This is a genomic window from Microvirga sp. HS2, from assembly GCF_055792805.1.
In genome coordinates this window covers 57,370-74,546 of sequence record NZ_JBVVAJ010000015.1, presented here as the reverse complement: position 1 = coordinate 74,546, position 17,177 = coordinate 57,370, and the positions used below count along the sequence as shown (strand labels likewise).

The following is a 17,177-nucleotide window of genomic DNA, read 5'->3' as shown; positions in this document are numbered from 1 at the left end:
AATGGCATATCAACATCGTTGTCAATGGCAATTGCATCGCATATGATGACATAAAGCATCAGGAGCAATGACAGTGGCAGAAGCGGAAGAGGCGTGGGACGCCAAGGCTAAGGGATTGCTCAAGGCGGAGTTGAAGCGCCGGAACGTCACCTACGGCCAGTTGGTCGAGAAGCTGGCCGCGATTGGCGTGAAGGAAACAGAGCCGAACATCCGCAACAAGCTGGCACGGGGCAAGTTTACCGCCGTGTTCTTACTGCAGGTGCTCTCCGCTATTGGCGCGAAGGAAGTACGCTTGGATTAGCGGGGAAGGTCGTGCGCCTTATGCTTAAAATAGGCGAACACATCTCTGCGTACATTAAGGTATCTGTCGTGTGAGATACATACGTGCTTGTAGCGCCTATAGTTCTCGCCGTCGTCTGCGAGGATATGGGGTGGTGCAGTGCGCTTCTCTGATTCATATTGGTAGTGCTTAACCTCAATCAGGTCCTGGTGCTCGTTCTTCCACCACATCGCCATAAGTCCATTAATCTCGCTGAGATAGTGCCCCCACAAGTTATGATCGGTCGACCAAGTGGCACCATTCTCATAAGCCAGTGCTGAGATTAACTTGTCGCCCAACTTCATCGCCTCGGAATCCGCTTTCTGCAAGATTTCTAAGGCATCGCGGGCACGTAGAGAGGTCAGCATAGCCTCGTTGAACTGATCTTGGCTTAGCTTGCGCTGATCCATTGTATGGGTAAGGCCGTCAACTGCACTCTTTATCGAACCTTGCGCAGCATCAATCATCGCTTCGATGGCATCCAGGCGGGTTTCAAACGTCTTCCCGCCAGACAAAGTACCGACAGCTTTGGGCCGAAGACTTTCATCGATCTTCGCCAAGCGGTCCTTTAGAACTAAAAATTCTGCCCTTAAATCCTCGAAAGCCTGGTTCTTTGTCCACTCGGACGCATCCAGGGCCTGGGATAGCCCGTCGAGCCGTTTCTGGAATTCCTCTATCTGGCCGGAAATGCCAGCCTGCCCTTCAAAGAGAGACGCTTCCTTAGAAGGGGCATTGAGGCCGAAAGGCGAGGCAGGGAGCGGGTTGAATTGCCTCCACGCAATCAACCCTGCCGCTATGGTCAGGACCACGAAGCAGCCAAGAACAACGCCTGCGATAACAATACCTCCCCAGCCATAGCGGGCTATAGGCTCGAATGCGCTTGCAGCCCAAGTCATGAGCGTAGCCACCAAGCCGCCTGGACCGAATACTCCGGCCCAATAGCCGATACGGTCAACGGAACGATCAGTTTTGTGGAAGAAGCGCCAGCGAGCCATGCTTGCCAGCTAACACTATTGCCTGGATTTTGTGTAGTCTTCACCGAATAGTCTCCTATCCGGCCTTTGGAGGATTCACACCCTTTTGGTGCATTTGCTCCATAAGGCCGGATAATCGATCCGGTCGAGGGCTACGATCAGGCGCGAGACGACATGTTCTTCCCGATAAAGCGCGGCGATGATCGTGTAGACCGGGAGGGACGCATCATCGGCCCGACGGTGGGTCTCCGGCGGCGTCGGGGGATTGCTCAGAAGCGCAGACGCCAATCGCAGCACAATGACGCAGAGAAACAACGGGCTCGCAAGGGCGGAGACCAGGGCGATCGTCGGGCCGGGACTGACGACGATCCAGAACGACGCAAGCCATGCGACGAAGGCGATCGCCGCGATCTGGAGAATGCCCGCGCCGCTGTAGCTCGACAGGCCGGGTGCGGCATGGGGCAGGGCGAGGGCTGCCCGATATGCAATCAGGCGGCTGTGAGTGCGCAGGACGGCTCTCCTCAGCCGCGACGGCGTCGTGATGGCCAGGCCGCGTCCGGGCCGGGGTGTGCCTAGGAGCCGGGCGAGCATTCGGCCCTGCGGGGCGATCACGAAGCCGCCTCCGGCCAGGGGAGCAAGCCCGGTCAGAACGCTCTCAGGGTAGCGGGTGCCAGGAGACACCCGAGGGGAGGAGAGGAAGGGCAGGCGCAGCTCGGCGGCGAGCGCCCGATAGAAATAGACCTCCTCGATCAAGCCATGCTTGAGAAGCGCTTCGTCGGCCGTCACCCCGGTCAGTTCGGCGATCATGGCCGCGTCGCGCAGGGTCTCCGGCCGTAAGCCGTGATGGGCCAAGAAGCCGATCTCGACCGGAAGTGCGGTTGACTGTCGGGCTTGCTCCGCTAGACCCTGCCTCATGGGCCCGGCACGCTCCCGGGGCGTGTGTGTGGACAATGCAGAGCAACCGGCAAGAGAGTACCGTCTTCAAGATGAGTTATATTGTGTCATTGGTCGCCTGCTTTGCACGCAAGATCAAGCCTTCCGCTTCGGTATGGGGGGCAGTCGCCCTTCTGGCGTGGAGCGGCGCGGTTCAGGCTCAGGCGGTCGTAGTGCCCAATTTCTGGGATCCGAAGTCGCAGCTCGAACGCCCGGACATTCCCGCGACGCGCACAATCCGCTTCCTCGTCGACGACGATTTCCCGCCCCTGCATTTCCCCGGTCTCGACGGCACGCCCACGGGCTTTTCGGTCGAGCTCGCCCGGGCGGCCTGCGAGAGGCTGGGCCTGACATGCACCGTGCAGGTCCGCCGCTTCGACACCCTTCTCGATGCCTTGGCCGAGAAGCAGGGGGATGTGGTCGCCGCGGCGATTCCGGTCACCACCGACCTGCGCCGGCGCTTCGCGGTCACGGCCCCTTATTTCAAGATTCCCGCACGGCTCGTCACGAAGGCTGGCCGGATCAAGGATCTCCCGGCGTTCTCGCCCAAGGTCCTCCAGGGCAAGACCATCGGTGTCGTCGAGGGCACGGCGCATGAGGCGTTCGCCAGGTCCTTCATGCAGGCCTCCACCCTCAAGCCCTTTCCGGAGCTCACGGCGGCCGAGGCGGAGCTCAAGGCCGGTACGATCGATTACGTCTTTGCGGATGGGCTCGGCCTCGCCCTCTGGATCGGCGGCGAGGATGCGGGCGGATGCTGCGTCTTTGCGGGTGGGCCTTATCTCGAGAGCCGGTTCTTCGGGGAGGGGATCGGATTCGTGCTGCGCAACGAGGACGACAATGTGCGCCGTGCTCTCGACTTTGCGCTGCAGCAGCTCTGGAAAGAGGGCAAATACGCCGAGCTTTACCTGCGGTTCTTCCCGATCAGCCCGTTTTGAGGGCTCGATAGCGTCCGTTCGGCGCGCCGGGAGGCGGCAAACCGCGTCAAGCCGCATTGACCCGTAAGAGCCTCGCCCCTAGTGTGCCGCGCTTCCGGAAGCATCTTTCCCGAAGCACAGGACCATGTCTCGACCCATCAATCTCGCTCCCGCCCTTATTGAAGCCGCTCAGACCGCGACCGCCTGGCCTTTCGAGGAGGCCCGCAAGCTCGTGGAGCGTCTTAAACGGACGGGCAAGAAGGAGGCTCTGTTCGAGACCGGCTATGGCCCATCGGGTCTGCCGCATATCGGCACATTCGGTGAAGTGGCCCGCACCAGCATGGTGCGCCATGCCTTCCGTGTGCTGACGGAGGACGCCGTTCCCACCCGTCTGGTCGCGTTCTCGGACGACATGGACGGCCTGCGCAAGGTGCCGGACAACATTCCGAACAAGGAGCTGGTGGCCTCCGCCCTCGGGAAGCCACTGACCCAGGTGCCGGACCCGTTCGGCACGCACGAGAGCTTCGCTCATCACAACAACGCGCGTCTGCGCGAATTCCTCGACGCCTTCGGTTTCGACTATGAGTTCAAGTCGGCGACCGAATGCTACAAGGCGGGCGTTTTCGACAAGACGCTGCTCACGGTGCTCGAACGCTACGACGCGGTGATGGCGATCATGCTGCCGTCGCTGCGGGAAGAACGTCAGCAGTCCTATTCGCCGTTCCTGCCGATCCATCCGAAAACCGGCATCGTGATGCAGGTGGCGATCGACGAGCGCAAGCTCGACGCCGGTACCATCGTCTGGCGCGATCCGGAGACGGGCGAGCGTTTCGAGACGCCGGTCACCGGCGGACACGCCAAGCTGCAGTGGAAGCCCGATTGGGCCATGCGCTGGGTGGCGCTCGGCGTCGATTACGAGATGGCCGGCAAGGATCTCATCGACAGCGTGAAGCTCTCGGGCGAGATCGCCAAGGCGCTCGGCGGCCTGCCGCCGGAGGGGTTCAACTACGAGCTCTTCCTCGATGAGAAGGGCCAGAAGATCTCGAAGTCCAAGGGCAATGGCCTCACCATCGACGAGTGGTTGACCTATGGTACGCCGGATTCTCTCGCGCTCTTCATGTTCAACAAGCCGCGCGAGGCGAAGAAGCTCTATTTCGACGTCATCCCGCGCCAGGTGGACGATTATCTGACCTTCCTGGAGAAGTATCCGGGGCAGGATGCCAAGGCACGCCTGATGAATCCCGTCTGGCACCTCCATGCGGGCGAGCCGCCTGCGCCGGAGCTCGTTTCGTCCGGTGGGGGCAATCAGCCCGGCACGACGATCTCGTTCTCCATGCTGCTCAACCTCGTTGCGGTCGCGAATTCGGAAGACCCGTTGGTGCTCTGGGGCTTCATCCGCCGCTATGCACCGGGCGTGTCGCCCGAGACGCATCCGCGCCTCGACAGCCTCGTGAAGCGCGCCGTGCGCTATTTCGAGGATTTCGTGAAGCCGCAGAAGGCCTATCGCCTGGCGGACGAGGTGGAGGCTGCTTCACTGCAGTGTCTGAGCGACGTGCTGGCTTCGTTCGAGAGCGGCGAGCGCCCTGCGACCGCAGAGGCGATCCAGGAGGAAATCTACAACGTCGGCCGTGCGGAGCCGCGCTACCAGGATCTCAAGGCCAAGGGCGCGACACCCGAGCGTCCGGGCGTCTCCATCGAGTGGTTCAATACGATCTATCAGGTCCTGCTCGGCGAGCCCCGCGGTCCCCGCTTCGGCTCGTTCGTCGCGCTCTATGGGGTGAAGGAAACCCGTGCGCTCATCGCGAAGGCGCTGGCCGGAGACCTCGTGCGCGAGCATGAGGCCTTCCTGAAATCGCGCGCGACCTAGAGCATCGGACCCAAAAGTGGTTTCCACTTTTGGGATCCATTCGATGCTCCACTCTTTAGATCAGCGCATCGTTGGTGCGGAGAACCGGATCCACTTTCGGGATCCATCCGATCTCTGGCCGGACCCTATTGCCGCGCCCACATGATGCGAGCGATCCAGGCGATTTCCTCAGCGGGAATCGCCCGGCCTTCGCTCTCCCTGGTCAGGGCCGCCAGCTCCAGGGTCTTGGCCGAGCGGCGCTTCAGTTCCTGTGCGAGAATCTCGCCCCCCGTCGTGCAGACGACCACGCGATCACCCTTGCGGGGGCTCGCGGTCGGGGACACGATGAGCACGTCGCCATCCCGATAGAGGGGCGCCATCGAGTCGCCGGTCACCTCCAGGGCAAAGACCTTCTCCTGTCCGAAATCGGGAAACTCGATCTCGTCCCAACCCGGGCCGCCCGCCGGGAGGCCTTCATCGGTGAGGATCTTGCCGGAACTGGCCTGCGTCATGCCGATCATCGGAATCATGGAACGGCGCAGAGAGCCCGAGGGCTCGACGAGGCGCAGGAAGTCCTCCAGGGTCGCGCCGGTCGCGCGAAGGATTTTCGAGATGGATTCCGTCGAGGGCCAGCGTTCCCGGCCTTCGGGGCTCACGCGCTTCGACTTGTTGAAACTGGTGGCATCGAGACCAGCTTTGCGTGCCAGCCCGGATGCGGTCATTCCATGGCGGGCAGCGAGTGCATCAATAGCGGCCCAAACGCGCTCGTGGGATAACATTGTACAAACCTTCGCAAAGGAGCGAAAAATAAAACTGAAAGCGAACTTATGCCTAGGAATTAAGGTTGTTCTGTGGCTCTTGCAACCTGCGAAAAATCGCTGAGGCACATTGGCGAGTAAGGGTTGCTCCCTAAGCAGGGTCGAGGGATTGGATTTCCATGCACATCATCTACAAAATTTGTCCCGAAAGCCTTTGGCGTGAAGCGGAAGCGGCCAATTCCTTTAAAGGAGCGCCCATCGATATACAGGATGGATACCTCCATTTTTCCACGGCAAAACAAGTGAAGGAAACTGCGGATAGGCACTTCACGGGACAGCGCGATCTTATGCTCATCGCGATCGATGCCGACAAATTGGGTTCGGCTCTGCGATACGAATCGTCACGGGGCGGCGATCTCTTCCCCCATCTTTACGCGCCGCTTGCATTGTCCGCGGTCCTGTGGGTAAAGCCGCTGCCGATCGGCCAGGATGGCCGCCATGTTTTCCCGGACCTCGATTCATGATTGGCGCGCTTTTCTCTCTGGCAAAACCCGCATTGCATGCACTCGATGCGGAGACGGCGCATCAGCTGACGATCCGCGGTCTGGCTCTCATGCCGGCGGCGCCTGCGCCGAAAGACGATGCGCGATTGGCCAGCGATGTCTTCGGACATCATTTTCCCAATCCGGTGGGGCTCGCCGCGGGCTTCGACAAGCAATGCGAGGTGCCGGATCAGCTCTTGTCCCTGGGCTTCGGCTTCGTGGAGCTCGGTGGCGTCGTGCCGAAACGTCAGGAAGGCAATCCGCGTCCACGCGTTTTCCGGCTGACGCGGGACGAGGCCGTCATCAACCGCTTCGGGCTCAACAGCGACGGGCTGGAGGTTGCGCGCGACCGTCTCTCCCGCCGTCACGGCCGTCCTGGCGTGGTGGGCGTGAATATCGGCGCGAACAAGGACTCGAACGATCGCATCGCCGATTACGTCACCTGCATCCAGGCGCTGAGCGGCCTCGTCGACTTTCTCACGATCAACGTGTCCTCGCCCAACACCCCCGGTCTTCGCGACCTGCAGGGGAAAGCGTTTCTCGACGATCTGCTCGCCCGCAGCATCGATGCGCGCAACCGGGCCGATGAGGGGCGCAAGAAGACGACGATCCTCCTGAAGATCGCGCCGGACATCTCGCTCGAAACCCTCGACGCCATCGTGGCGACGGCGCTCAAGCGCGGGATCGACGGGCTCACCGTTTCCAACACCACGATCGCGCGGCCCGAGACCCTGAAGGAAAAGGCGTTGGCCGCAGAGACCGGCGGCCTGTCAGGCAAGCCGCTCTTCGTCCCATCCACCAGGATCCTGGCGGAGACCTTCCTGCGCGTGGAGCGGAGGATCCCGCTCGTCGGGGTCGGAGGCGTGGATTCGGCGGAGGCCGCCTGGGCCAAGATCCGCGCGGGCGCGAGCCTCGTTCAGCTGTACTCGGCCATGGTCTACAAAGGGCCGGGCCTGATCGGCGACATCAAGCGCGGGCTCGTTCAGAAGCTCGAGCAGGAAAAGACATCGCTGACGCAGGCCGTCGGCCGGGATGCGTCGGCCATCGCGCAGGGACGGTTCTGACCGGACTACCGGAGACTGGCGAAGGTCTTCCTCGCCAGTCTCGGATAAAGCAGGGCCTGGCCGATCCCGCGTGCGCCCAGGAACATGAGCAGCGCGATCCATAGCGCCGAGTTGCCGATGCTTCCTGCTGCGAGCAGGATGCCCCCGTAAAGGGCGAACGCCACGACCATGAGGTCGCGCATGGCCTTGGTCCAGGTCGCTCCGGTATAGATGCCGTCGAACGCGAACGCGGCGGCGCCGGCCAGGGGCGTCAGGGCCGCGAAGACCAGATAATCGCGGGCATAGGCACGCACGTCGGGGTTCGTCGACACGAAATCGATGAACCATCCGCCGCCAATCAGAAAGATGGCCGAAACGGCAAGGCCGAATCCGAGGCTCCAGCCGAGGCTGAGATGGATGGCGCGCCGGAAGCCGCGCTCGTTGCGGGCGCCGATGCTCTGGCCGCAGAGGGTCTCGGCGGCGGTCCCGAAGCCGTCGAGAAAATACCCGCCGATCATGAACATGTTGTAGAGCACGGCATTGGCGGCGAGCGTCACGTCGCCGGCACGGGCACCCAGAGCGCTGAAGATCGAAAAGGCCAGGATCAGCGCCACGTTGCGGATCATGATGTCCCGGTTCATGGCGAGCGTCTGCAGGATCGCCGCTCGGTTCAACACTTCCGCCCATGTCACGGCGAATGGGTTCGAGCCGAGGCGGCGCAGCACCAGGATGCCGAGGCCGGTACCCAGCACCTCCGCAACTGCCGTTCCGATCGCGGCGCCCGCGATGCCAAGATGAAAGACCAGCACCAGGACGGCTGTCAGCGCGATGTTGGCGACGTTGATCGCGACCTGGAGGAACAGGCCGAGATCCGTCCGGCCGCGCCCGAGGGTCGAGCCGAGGATCACATAGTTCGCCAGCGTGAACGGTGCCGACCAGATGCGGATGAAGAAATAGGTCGAGAGGGCGCCCGTCACCGCTTCGCTCGCGCCGGCGAAGGAAAAGGCGACGGCCGCGATGGGCCATTGCAGCAGGATCAGCAGAAGGCCCGTGATCCCGGCCACCAGGAAAGCCCGGGCGAGCGTCAGGTCGACCTCGTGCCGGTTTCCCGCGCCGGTCGCCTGCGCCGTCAGGCCCACCGTCGCCATGCGCAGGGAGCCGAAGCTCCAGAACACGAAATCGAAGATTACGGCGCCCAAGGCCACGGCTCCGAGGAGATGGGCTTCGCCGAGCCGTCCGATCACCGTCGCGTCCACGAGCCCCAGCAGAGGCGTCGTCACGTGCGACAGGGTCATCGGAAGGGCGAGGGCGAGGAGGCGTCGGTGGGAGACTTCCGGGCGACGGGTGTTCAGGGAGCCGTCCATGGATGGGGTGTCCGATCAGCGCTGGCCGAAAATCCGGGTCAGGAGCCAGAGCGGCACCACGATGACGGCTCCGTAGACGACCCAGAGGCCGACCTCCTTCACCGTGTCGAGGCTCAGGTCGAGAACGGAGCTGATCCAGTCGAACAGCCCCTGGATGAGGCCGATCGGCGTGATGTCGAGGTAATGCATGAAGGCGCCGACGAGGAGCGACAGGAAGATGAGCTTGGCCAGCACAGAGCCAGGCGAGCCGCCGAGAAACCGGGTCAGGTTGGACATGTCGTCAATCTCGTCAGAAAGCGTCACTGGACGCGGGAAGTGGCGTGTGCTTCATCGCAAGGGCCGATGATGAACGCAACCCTGTCGAGCTCCTCATGATCGATCCTGCACTCTTCGACCCCGCCGCCGTCAGCGAGGAAATCCGCGCCCAGAACGCGGATATCGTGGCCAAGCTCGCTGCCCTTCCAGACCCCATGTCCGTGCCGCCGTCCCTCGTGCGGGAACGCCGTGCGCAGGGCCTTGGGCCGTTTCCCCTGATGGCATTGAGCCCCAGGGCCGAGGTCATTGAGATCGACGGGCCTGCCGGGCCGCTTCCGCTGCGGATCATCGCCCCCGAGACGCCGCGGGGCGTCTATTTCCATATCCACGGCGGCGGCTGGACCTGGGGCACCGCGGCCGAACAGGATCCATGGCTCGACCGATTTGCCGATCGCTGCGGCTTGGCCGTCGTGTCCGTGGAATACCGGCTCGCGCCCGAGAACCCGTATCCTGCCGGTCCGGACGATTGCGAGGCGGCCGCCCTTTGGGTCATCCGCGAGGCCGAAAGCCGCTTCGGCACCTCCCGCCTGTTCATCGGCGGCGAATCGGCCGGTGCCCATCTCTCGGCCGTGACCCTCCTGCGGCTTCGCGACAGGCACGGCCTCACGCCGTTCCGGGGCGCGAACCTCTTCGCGGGCTGCTACGACCTGAACCTGACCCCGAGCGTGCGGCAATGGGGGCCGGAGCGGCTGATCCTGAACACGAACGATGTCCGGGTTTTCGCCGACAATTTCTGCGGTCATGTAGGGGACCGGACCGATCCGGACATTTCGCCCCTTTTCGCGGACCTGAAGGGTCTTCCGCCGGCGCTGTTTTCGGTCGGCACGAAGGACATGCTGCTCGACGACACCCTCTTCATGGCCTCGCGCTGGGCGGCGGCGGGCAACCGGGCGGACCTCGCCCTCTGGCCGGGCGGATGCCACGTGTTCATCCGCTTCGACAGCGCCATGAGCGAACAGGCCCTGTCACGGATCGATGATTTCATCGAGGCGCTCTGAGCCGTCGCCATAAAACAAAACCCTCATTCCGATGCTCGAAATGAGGGTTGACGATCTGTGGTATGGAGCCCGGAGGCTTTAATCCGCCCCGGCGGGGGAGGGGCGCTGGGTCACGCCGATCTTGGAGGCCGCGATCACGGCCTGGGTGCGGCTGTCGACGCCGAGCTTGTCGAGAATGGCGGAGACGTGGGCCTTCACCGTCGCCTCGGAGACGCCGAGCTCGTAGGCGATCTGCTTGTTGAGGAGCCCCTCGGAGAGCATGGTCAGCACGCGGACCTGCTGGGGGGTGAGGGTGCCGAGGCGGCGGACCAGGTCGGCGGTTTCCACGTCCTCGGCGGCTGAGAGGTCCACATCCGGCGGGGTCCAGGTGTCACCCGCCAGCACCGCCTGGATGGCGCCGCCGATATTGTCGATGTCGATGGATTTCGGGATGAAGCCCGAGGCACCGAAATCCATGGCCCGGCGGATCACGTTGGGCTCCTCCGTGGCGGAGACGATGACGACCGGCAGTTCGGGATACTGCGCTCTCAAGGACATGAGCCCGGAAAAGCCCTGAACGCCCGGCATCGTCAGGTCCAGCAGGATCAGGTCGACGTCCCGTTCCTGGGCCAGGGATGCGTTGAGGTCATCCATGCCGCTGGCCTCGATGACCCTGGCCTCGGGCATGATGGAGGCGACGGACTGTCTCAGCGCGCCGCGAAACAGCGGGTGGTCATCGGCAATGATGATCGTGGTGTTCTGACCTTGCACTGCTGCCTTCTCCCACGAGAGCTTTTGTGAGCCTTAGCCGCATCTTCCATGAAATGGCAAGGCGGCAATCGAAGGCCGCATCCATTCTACTGGGAAAGATCGGCGAATAATATATGGAAACATATGGGCATGAGAGTTATGCGCCGATGAGGTGGAGGATAATGTCCCGTTGATGAGGACTGTCCCGGTGCTCGGCGAGGTAAAGGCCCTGCCAGGTGCCGAGAGCCATCTGCCCTTCCATGACGGGAATGCTCAAGGAGACGCCCGACAGGACGGTGCGGATATGGGCGGGCATGTCGTCCGGGCCCTCGATGGAATGGATATAGGCCGCGTCCCGGGGCGCCAGCCGGTCGAACGCCGCCATCAGGTCGAGGCGCACATCGGGGTCGGCGTTTTCCTGGATGAGCAGGGAGGCGGAGGTATGGCGGCAGAAGACCGTCAGCAGGCCATGGAGAATGCCTGTGCCGAAGACCCAGCGGGAAACCGCGTCGCTGATGTCCACGAGCCCCTGGCCTTCGGTATCGACGAGGAGCCGCCCATTGGCCTGCTGGGTCACGCTGCCTTCGGAAAGGGTTTCCACGTTCAGCATCGTCAGGACTCCTGACTTTTGAGGGGGTGAATTTCCTTCTCGCCCCGTTCGAGGATCTTTTCCAGCGTCTCGATCCGGTCCGCTTCCGCGGCGGGCTTGTCCCAGCGGATACGGTTGATGCGGGGAAAGCGCATGGCGACTCCCGACTTGTGCCGGGTCGAGCGCTGGAGGCCCTCGAAGGCAACCTCCAGGACGAGCCCGCGATCCTTGCCGTATTCGACCTCCCGCACCGGACCGAAGCGGTTGACCGTGTGGTTGCGGACATAGCGGTCGAGCTTCACGAGCTCCTCGTCGGTGAAGCCGTGATAGGCCTTGCCGACGGGCACCAGCTCCTCGCCGTGCGCGCCGTCTCGCCAGACGCCGAAGGTGTAGTCGGAATAGAACGACGAGCGTTTCCCGTGGCCCCGCTGCCCATACATCATCACCGCATCGACGAGATACGGGTCGCGCTTCCACTTGTACCAATACCCCTTGGGACGGCCGGGAAGATATGGGCTGTTCGCCCGCTTGATCATGCAGCCCTCGATCGCGTCCGCGTCGGGGCCTGCGCCGATGGAGGCCGGATCGGTGCGGGCGGCCGCCAGATCCTCCCAGGTCTCGAACCGCACCACGGGAGAGAGGTCGATGCGCGGATCGCCGATGCGGGCCACGAGCGCCTCGAGGCGTCGGCGCCGCTCGATGAAGGGAAGATCGCGCAGATCCTCATCGCCCTCCGTGAGGATGTCGTAGACCCGGAGATGGGCCGGAAACTCCGCGACGAGCTTGGGCGTGACCGCCTTCCGGTTGAGACGCTGCTGAAGCACGTTGAAGCTCTGCACCCGCCCGTCCCGCACGATCAGCAGCTCGCCGTCGATGGCTCCCTCGAAATCCAAGGCCTCCACCAGATCGGGAAAGGCGCGCGAGACATCCTCGCCCGTGCGCGAATAGATGCGCCGCACCGGGCGTCCATGGCTGTCATGGCCTGCGACCGCCTGCAGGCGGATGCCGTCCCATTTCCACTCGGCGAGAAAATCGGTAGCGTCGAGCTTCTCGAAATCCTCGTCCTCCAGCGGATGGGAGAGCATCGGCGGGCGAAACGGCGCCGGATTGCCGGATTCCGGCTTGGGCCCGCGACCCTCGACCCAGGCGAAAAGGTCTTCGTAAGGCGCTTCCAGCCCGTGCCAGATCAGCTCGACCTCATCGGGCTCGATCTCGCCGAGCTGCGCGACCGCCGTTTTCGCCAGCCGGGCCGAAACGCCCACGCGCAGCTCCCGCGTGATCAGCTTCAGGAGCGCCCAGCGCCCGGTTTCGTCCAGGGCATTGAGCCAGCCTGCGACTTTCGCGGGCAGGTCGCTCTTGCCCGTCGTCGCCAGGGCCTCGACCACTTCGGTGAGGGTAGGAACGTGCGGAGGCGGGTTGTTGTGGCCGATGGCATGAGCGGCTTTCTCCCCCTCTCGCAACGGAGGAGAGGGCGCGTCGGCGCCGGTTCGGATTCTCGCCGCTTCTTGATGCCCGGGCGAAGGCCAGATCAGCGCCACCGTTTCCGCCAGATCGCCCACATAATCGTGCGACATGCGAAACAGGACAGGATCGACCCGCTCCTCGGCGAGCCCCCGGATCACGCCGGGCTTCGCCTCCTTGAACATCAGCGAATTGGTCAGGGCGGCCAGCGCATAGCCGCGCTCCGGGTCGGGCGTGTGGCGGAAGTAATCCGTGATGAGCCGCAGCTTCGCGTTGCGGCGCGGCTCGTAGGCCAGGCGGTCGAGGAGGGCGGCAAAGCGGTTCATGCTTCGCCTCCGGCCTGCGGCGCTTCCTCTCCTTCGCCTTCGTCGCCATAGCCCAGCATGTGCAGCGGTCGCGCCTTGATGCCGTGGGTGCCGCACCAATGCACCAGCGCATCCTCCTGGCCGTGGGTGACCCAGACCTCGCCCGCGCCGGTTTCCCGGATCGTGCGGCACAGATCGTCCCAATCGGAATGATCGGAGATCACGAGCGGCAGCTCCACGCCCTTCTGGCGCGCCCGGGCCCGCACACGCATCCAGCCGGAGGCGAAGCACGTCACCGGGTCGGGGAAGCGGCGCGACCAGAGATCCTGGATCGAAGAGGGCGGGCAGACGACGATGGCTCCCGCGAGCTTCGAACGTTCGGACGCCACGACCTTCGGCGTGTCTCCAAGAGGGACGCCTTCGGATTTGTAGAACTCCGTCAGGCGCTCCATGGCTCCGTGCAGGTAGATGGGGCTGCCGTAGCCCTCTTCCCGCAGCAGCGCCATGACCCGTTGCGCCTTGCCGAGGGCATAGGCGCCGACGATGTGGGTGCGCTCGGGAAAGAGCGCGACGGAATCGAGGAGCTTGCGCACCTCTTCCCGCGTATCGGGGTGGCTGAAGACGGGAAGTCCAAAGGTGGCTTCCGTGATGAAGACGTCGCAGGGGACGAGTTCGTAGGGCATGCAGGTCGGATCCTCGGCGCGCTTGTAGTCGCCCGAGACGACGACGCGGGTGCTGCCCGCTTCGATGGAAATTTGAGCCGAGCCCAGCACGTGCCCGGCGGGCGTGAAGCGCACGGTCACGTCGCCGAGCCGCAGGCTCTCGCCGAGCGGCGCTTCCTGCGTGCTTCCGGCAAAGTCTTCGCCGTAGCGCACGCCCATGATGAGCAACGTCTCCCGGGTGGCCAGGACCGCCCTGTGGCCGGAGCGCGCATGGTCGGAATGGCCATGGGTGATGAGCGCCCGCTTCACGGGCCGGACCGGGTCGATATGGAAATCGCCGAGGGGGCAGTAGAGCCCTTGCGGGGTTTGGGTGAGGATATCGGTCGAGCGCAACGCCATGGATGGGAATATAGTGTGCCGACCGGCGATGTCAGGTCACGCGGCAATCCTCCGTTCAACCGGCGCGTGACGGTCGAGCTTGCCTTGATCCGGGCCTCGCGGAAGCCCACATGGCAGGCGGTGCAAGAGGAGCGACGGCATGCGCGCGATGGTGATCACACGGTTTGGCGGCCCCGATGTCTTCGAGCTTCGGGACCTGGAGCGCCCCAAGCCCGGGCCGGGCCAGGTTCTCGTGCGGGTCGTCGCTTCCGGAACCAATCCCGTCGACGCCAAGATCCGGCAGGCGGGCTCCTGGGCGCAGATCCCATTCCCCGCCGTGCTCGGCTACGACGTGTCGGGCGTCGTCGAGGAGGCCGGTCCCGGCGTGACCGCGTTCAAGGCCGGCGACGAGGTGTTCTATACGCCCGAGATCTTCGGCAATCCGCTGGGCAGCTATGCGGAATATACCGTCGCCTCCGCCGGTATCGTGGCGCACAAGCCCGCAAACCTGAGCCATGTGGAGGCTGCCGGAATCCCGCTGGCCGGCGGGACAGCCTGGGAGGCGATCATCCGCCGCCTGAACGTCAGGCCGGGCGAGACCGTTCTCATCCATGGCGGCGCCGGCGGCGTCGGGTCCTTCGCGATCCAGTTCGCCAAGGCTGCCGGTGCTCGTGTGATCGCGACGGCGAGCAAAGCCAACCATCCGCTTCTGCGTGAGCTGGGAGCGGACGTGGCGATCGACTACCGCGACGCCGATGTGGCCGACCAGATCATGGGGCAAGCAGGCGGCAGCGTCGATGCCGCCTTCGACACCGCGGGCGGCAATGTGTCGATGAGCACGCTCGTCACCCGCCCCTTCGGGCGGATCGCCACCATTCTTCCGCCGGACGGCGACTTGAGTGCTCTCTACACCAAGAACCAGACCCTCTTCGGCACCTTCCTGACCCGCGAGGGCGCGCGACTGCGGGAGATGGCGCCGCTCTTCGAGCGCAGGCAGGCCAAGGTCATCGTCGACTCCGTCCTGCCGCTCGAGGAGGTGTCCAAGGCCCATGAGCGGCTGGATTCGGGGCATGGCCGGGGCAAGGTGATCCTGCGCGTCGGAAACTGAAGCTGCTGGCGGCGCAAGGGGCGTGCTTCGGCATTGACAGCCCTTCGGCTCTGCCTCATGGCAAGGCAATGCTGTTGCCTCACTCTTTCCGCTCCTCGGGCGATGTCCTTGCCGACCGGCGCTACGAATATGCCAGCGCGTCCTTCGAGGACCGCGATTTCGAGGCTGCCGCGGATCTGGCCCGGCAGGTGCTGGAACTCACCCCCGGCTTTGCTCCGGCCCATGCCCTTCTGGGCCGCGCGCTGGCCGAGACCGGCGCGAAAGACGAGGCCGTCGCAGCCTTGCAGCGCGCGCTGGAACTCGAGCCGCAGGACGTCCTGGGCGTACGCCTCGACCTTGCTCGTTTGGGTGCAGTGCCGGCCGATGCGGCGATGACGGACGGCTATGTGCGGGCGCTGTTCGACGAATACGCCCCCAAGTTCGAGCGGCATCTCACCAAAAGCCTGGCCTATCGCGGGCCGGCGCTCATCGTCGACGCGCTGCGCCGGGCCTGCTCCAAGCAGCTCCGGGAATACAGGTTCGGACGAGGCATCGATCTCGGCTGCGGGACGGGGCTTATGGGGCAGGCGCTCGACGGTGCGTGCGCGTCCCTGGCGGGGGTCGATCTCTCACCGCGCATGCTCGAGAAGGCGGAGAAAACGAAGCTCTATGACGCCCTTCACGAGGGCGAACTCGCCTCGTTCCTGAGAGCGCGCGCGGATGCGGAAGCCGATCTCGTCGTGTCGGCGGACGTGTTCGTCTACATGGCGGCGCTGGACGAGGTCTTTCGCGAAGCGCATCGCGTGCTGAAACGTGAGGGGCTGTTCGCCTTCACGGCCCAGGCGCATGAAGGCGACGGCTTCGTTCTCGGCGCCGATGCGCGCTATGCGCACAGCGAGAGCTATCTGCGCGGCTTGGCGGACGAGAGCGGGTTCACGACCGTCATCCTCGAACGGGTCTCGACCCGGGAGGATCGCGGCGTGCCGGTTCCCGGGTTTCTGGTGGTGATGCAGCGCTGAGCGATCAGGCCGTGGGCATCAACGGGTGCGGCGCGGATTCCCAGCAGCCCAGAACCGATTGATCGAAATCGATGATCGAGCCGGTCATCAGGCCGGATTCGGCGCTGACGAGGAACGCGACCGCACGCGCCACTTCCGCGGGGTCGAGCAGACGCCCGAAGGGCTGTTCCATTGCGGCCTTTTCCAGCCAGCCGTCCTGAGCGCCGTGATAGGTGCGCATGATGCGGTCTTCGCCGGGGGTGTTCATCCAGCCGATGTTGAGGCCGTTCACCCGGATGCGCCAGGGCATGAGGCTGAAGGCGGCGTTCTTGGTGAGGGTCGCGAGCGCTCCCTTCGAGCCGCAATAAGCGGAGATGAAGGGCTGGCCGCCATGGGCCGACATGGAGAGGATGTTGACCATCGCGCCCTCGATCGCCTCGCGGCGCATGATCTTGGCCGCCTCCTGCATGAGGAAGAAGGGCGCGCGCACGTTCACGGCGAACATGCGGTCGAACAGTTCCGGGCTCGTGTCGAAGATCGTGCCGCGGTCGGTCATGCCGGCCGCATTCACCAGAACGTCCACCCTGCCGAAGACGCTGTCCGCCCGCGCGGTCACGGCACGGGCTTCGTCGACGCTGGCAAGGTCCGCCTTCACGAACTCCGTGCGGCAGCCTTGCGCCGTGATCTCCCGCGCCACGGCTTCGCCCCGCTCCGCGTTGCGGCCACAGATGACGAGACCAGCGGCGCCGCGCTCGGCGAGCGTCCGCGCGATGGTTTCCCCGACGCCCTGGGTCCCTCCGGTCACGACGGCGACGGCATTCTTGAACTGGCTTGAACTGGTCATGGCGCTTCCTGTTATGGTTTTTCGCTGGCCCAGGGTGAGGGCATCCCGTGACGGATAGCAAGCGGTCGGGACCGGGGTTCACATGGGAAGTTTGCCTGCCGTGGCGAAACTCTTCTCC

The 17,177-nt window shown here is 64.2% G+C and carries 18 protein-coding genes; 8 read left to right on the top strand and 10 right to left on the bottom strand.

Going from position 1 to position 17,177, the window contains the following annotated elements:
- Positions 1-73: 73 nt before the first annotated feature.
- Positions 74-301, top strand: a complete 228-nt coding sequence (locus ACS5Q0_RS14690) for a DUF6471 domain-containing protein (protein ID WP_473127395.1) — start codon at positions 74-76, stop codon at positions 299-301.
- Here the strand turns inward: ACS5Q0_RS14690 and ACS5Q0_RS14685 are convergent.
- Positions 298-1,314, bottom strand: coding sequence for a hypothetical protein (locus ACS5Q0_RS14685; protein ID WP_473127394.1), 1,017 nt, complete (start codon positions 1,312-1,314; stop codon positions 298-300). The genes ACS5Q0_RS14690 and ACS5Q0_RS14685 overlap by 4 nt on opposite strands.
- A gap of 75 nt (positions 1,315-1,389) precedes the next feature.
- Positions 1,390-2,208 (bottom strand): hypothetical protein, encoded by an 819-nt coding sequence (locus ACS5Q0_RS14680; RefSeq protein ID WP_473127393.1) that lies wholly within the window; start codon positions 2,206-2,208, stop codon positions 1,390-1,392.
- Between the two features lie 71 nt (positions 2,209-2,279).
- On the opposite strand from ACS5Q0_RS14680, the gene ACS5Q0_RS14675 reads away from it, so the two are divergent.
- Positions 2,280-3,161 (top strand): transporter substrate-binding domain-containing protein, encoded by an 882-nt coding sequence (locus ACS5Q0_RS14675; protein WP_473127392.1) that lies wholly within the window; start codon positions 2,280-2,282, stop codon positions 3,159-3,161.
- 124 nt (positions 3,162-3,285) lie between these two features.
- Positions 3,286-5,007: a lysine--tRNA ligase gene (locus ACS5Q0_RS14670; protein WP_473127391.1), complete on the top strand. Its 1,722-nt coding sequence runs from the start codon at positions 3,286-3,288 to the stop codon at positions 5,005-5,007.
- Between the two features lie 125 nt (positions 5,008-5,132).
- Here ACS5Q0_RS14670 and ACS5Q0_RS14665 read toward each other — a convergent pair whose 3' ends face one another.
- Entirely contained in the window at positions 5,133-5,765 is a 633-nt protein-coding gene (locus ACS5Q0_RS14665) for a S24 family peptidase (RefSeq protein ID WP_473127390.1), read from the bottom strand.
- Between the two features lie 158 nt (positions 5,766-5,923).
- On the opposite strand from ACS5Q0_RS14665, the gene ACS5Q0_RS14660 reads away from it, so the two are divergent.
- Complete coding sequence (locus ACS5Q0_RS14660; RefSeq protein WP_473127389.1) at positions 5,924-6,268, top strand: DUF952 domain-containing protein; 345 nt, start codon at positions 5,924-5,926, stop codon at positions 6,266-6,268.
- Positions 6,265-7,350: a quinone-dependent dihydroorotate dehydrogenase gene (locus ACS5Q0_RS14655; protein ID WP_473127388.1), complete on the top strand. Its 1,086-nt coding sequence runs from the start codon at positions 6,265-6,267 to the stop codon at positions 7,348-7,350. Before ACS5Q0_RS14660 ends, ACS5Q0_RS14655 begins: the two co-directional genes overlap by 4 nt.
- Before the next feature lie 5 nt (positions 7,351-7,355).
- Here ACS5Q0_RS14655 and ACS5Q0_RS14650 read toward each other — a convergent pair whose 3' ends face one another.
- Positions 7,356-8,693, bottom strand: coding sequence for an MATE family efflux transporter (locus ACS5Q0_RS14650; RefSeq protein WP_473127387.1), 1,338 nt, complete (start codon positions 8,691-8,693; stop codon positions 7,356-7,358).
- Positions 8,694-8,708: 15 nt separating this feature from the next.
- The gene (locus ACS5Q0_RS14645) at positions 8,709-8,969 is read right to left on the bottom strand and encodes a DUF6460 domain-containing protein (protein WP_370433957.1); all 261 of its coding nucleotides are present in this window, start codon (positions 8,967-8,969) and stop codon (positions 8,709-8,711) included.
- Between the two features lie 95 nt (positions 8,970-9,064).
- Between ACS5Q0_RS14645 and ACS5Q0_RS14640 the strand changes: the two genes are divergently transcribed.
- On the top strand, positions 9,065-10,006 hold the full coding sequence (locus ACS5Q0_RS14640) for an alpha/beta hydrolase (RefSeq protein WP_473127386.1): 942 nt from the start codon (positions 9,065-9,067) through the stop codon (positions 10,004-10,006).
- A 78-nt stretch (positions 10,007-10,084) separates the two neighbouring features.
- Here the strand turns inward: ACS5Q0_RS14640 and ACS5Q0_RS14635 are convergent, their stop codons facing one another.
- The 4 genes from ACS5Q0_RS14635 to ACS5Q0_RS14620 form a co-directional block, all read right to left on the bottom strand.
- Positions 10,085-10,756, bottom strand: a complete 672-nt coding sequence (locus tag ACS5Q0_RS14635; RefSeq protein ID WP_473127385.1) for a response regulator — start codon at positions 10,754-10,756, stop codon at positions 10,085-10,087.
- A 136-nt stretch (positions 10,757-10,892) separates the two neighbouring features.
- Positions 10,893-11,345: a secondary thiamine-phosphate synthase enzyme YjbQ gene (locus ACS5Q0_RS14630; protein ID WP_473127384.1), complete on the bottom strand. Its 453-nt coding sequence runs from the start codon at positions 11,343-11,345 to the stop codon at positions 10,893-10,895.
- A 2-nt stretch (positions 11,346-11,347) separates the two neighbouring features.
- Positions 11,348-13,111, bottom strand: a complete 1,764-nt coding sequence (locus ACS5Q0_RS14625) for a cisplatin damage response ATP-dependent DNA ligase (RefSeq protein WP_473127383.1) — start codon at positions 13,109-13,111, stop codon at positions 11,348-11,350.
- Positions 13,108-14,151, bottom strand: coding sequence for a ligase-associated DNA damage response exonuclease (locus ACS5Q0_RS14620; RefSeq protein WP_473127382.1), 1,044 nt, complete (start codon positions 14,149-14,151; stop codon positions 13,108-13,110). The genes ACS5Q0_RS14625 and ACS5Q0_RS14620 overlap by 4 nt, the downstream gene beginning before the upstream one ends.
- Before the next feature lie 139 nt (positions 14,152-14,290).
- Between ACS5Q0_RS14620 and ACS5Q0_RS14615 the strand changes: the two genes are divergently transcribed.
- Positions 14,291-15,238, top strand: a complete 948-nt coding sequence (locus tag ACS5Q0_RS14615) for a zinc-dependent alcohol dehydrogenase family protein (RefSeq protein WP_473127381.1) — start codon at positions 14,291-14,293, stop codon at positions 15,236-15,238.
- Between the two features lie 68 nt (positions 15,239-15,306).
- On the top strand, positions 15,307-16,236 hold the full coding sequence (locus ACS5Q0_RS14610; RefSeq protein ID WP_473127380.1) for a class I SAM-dependent DNA methyltransferase: 930 nt from the start codon (positions 15,307-15,309) through the stop codon (positions 16,234-16,236).
- Between the two features lie 4 nt (positions 16,237-16,240).
- On the opposite strand, the gene ACS5Q0_RS14605 is transcribed toward ACS5Q0_RS14610, so the two are convergent.
- Positions 16,241-17,059 (bottom strand): SDR family oxidoreductase, encoded by an 819-nt coding sequence (locus ACS5Q0_RS14605; RefSeq protein ID WP_473127379.1) that lies wholly within the window; start codon positions 17,057-17,059, stop codon positions 16,241-16,243.
- Positions 17,060-17,177: the final 118 nt, after the last annotated feature.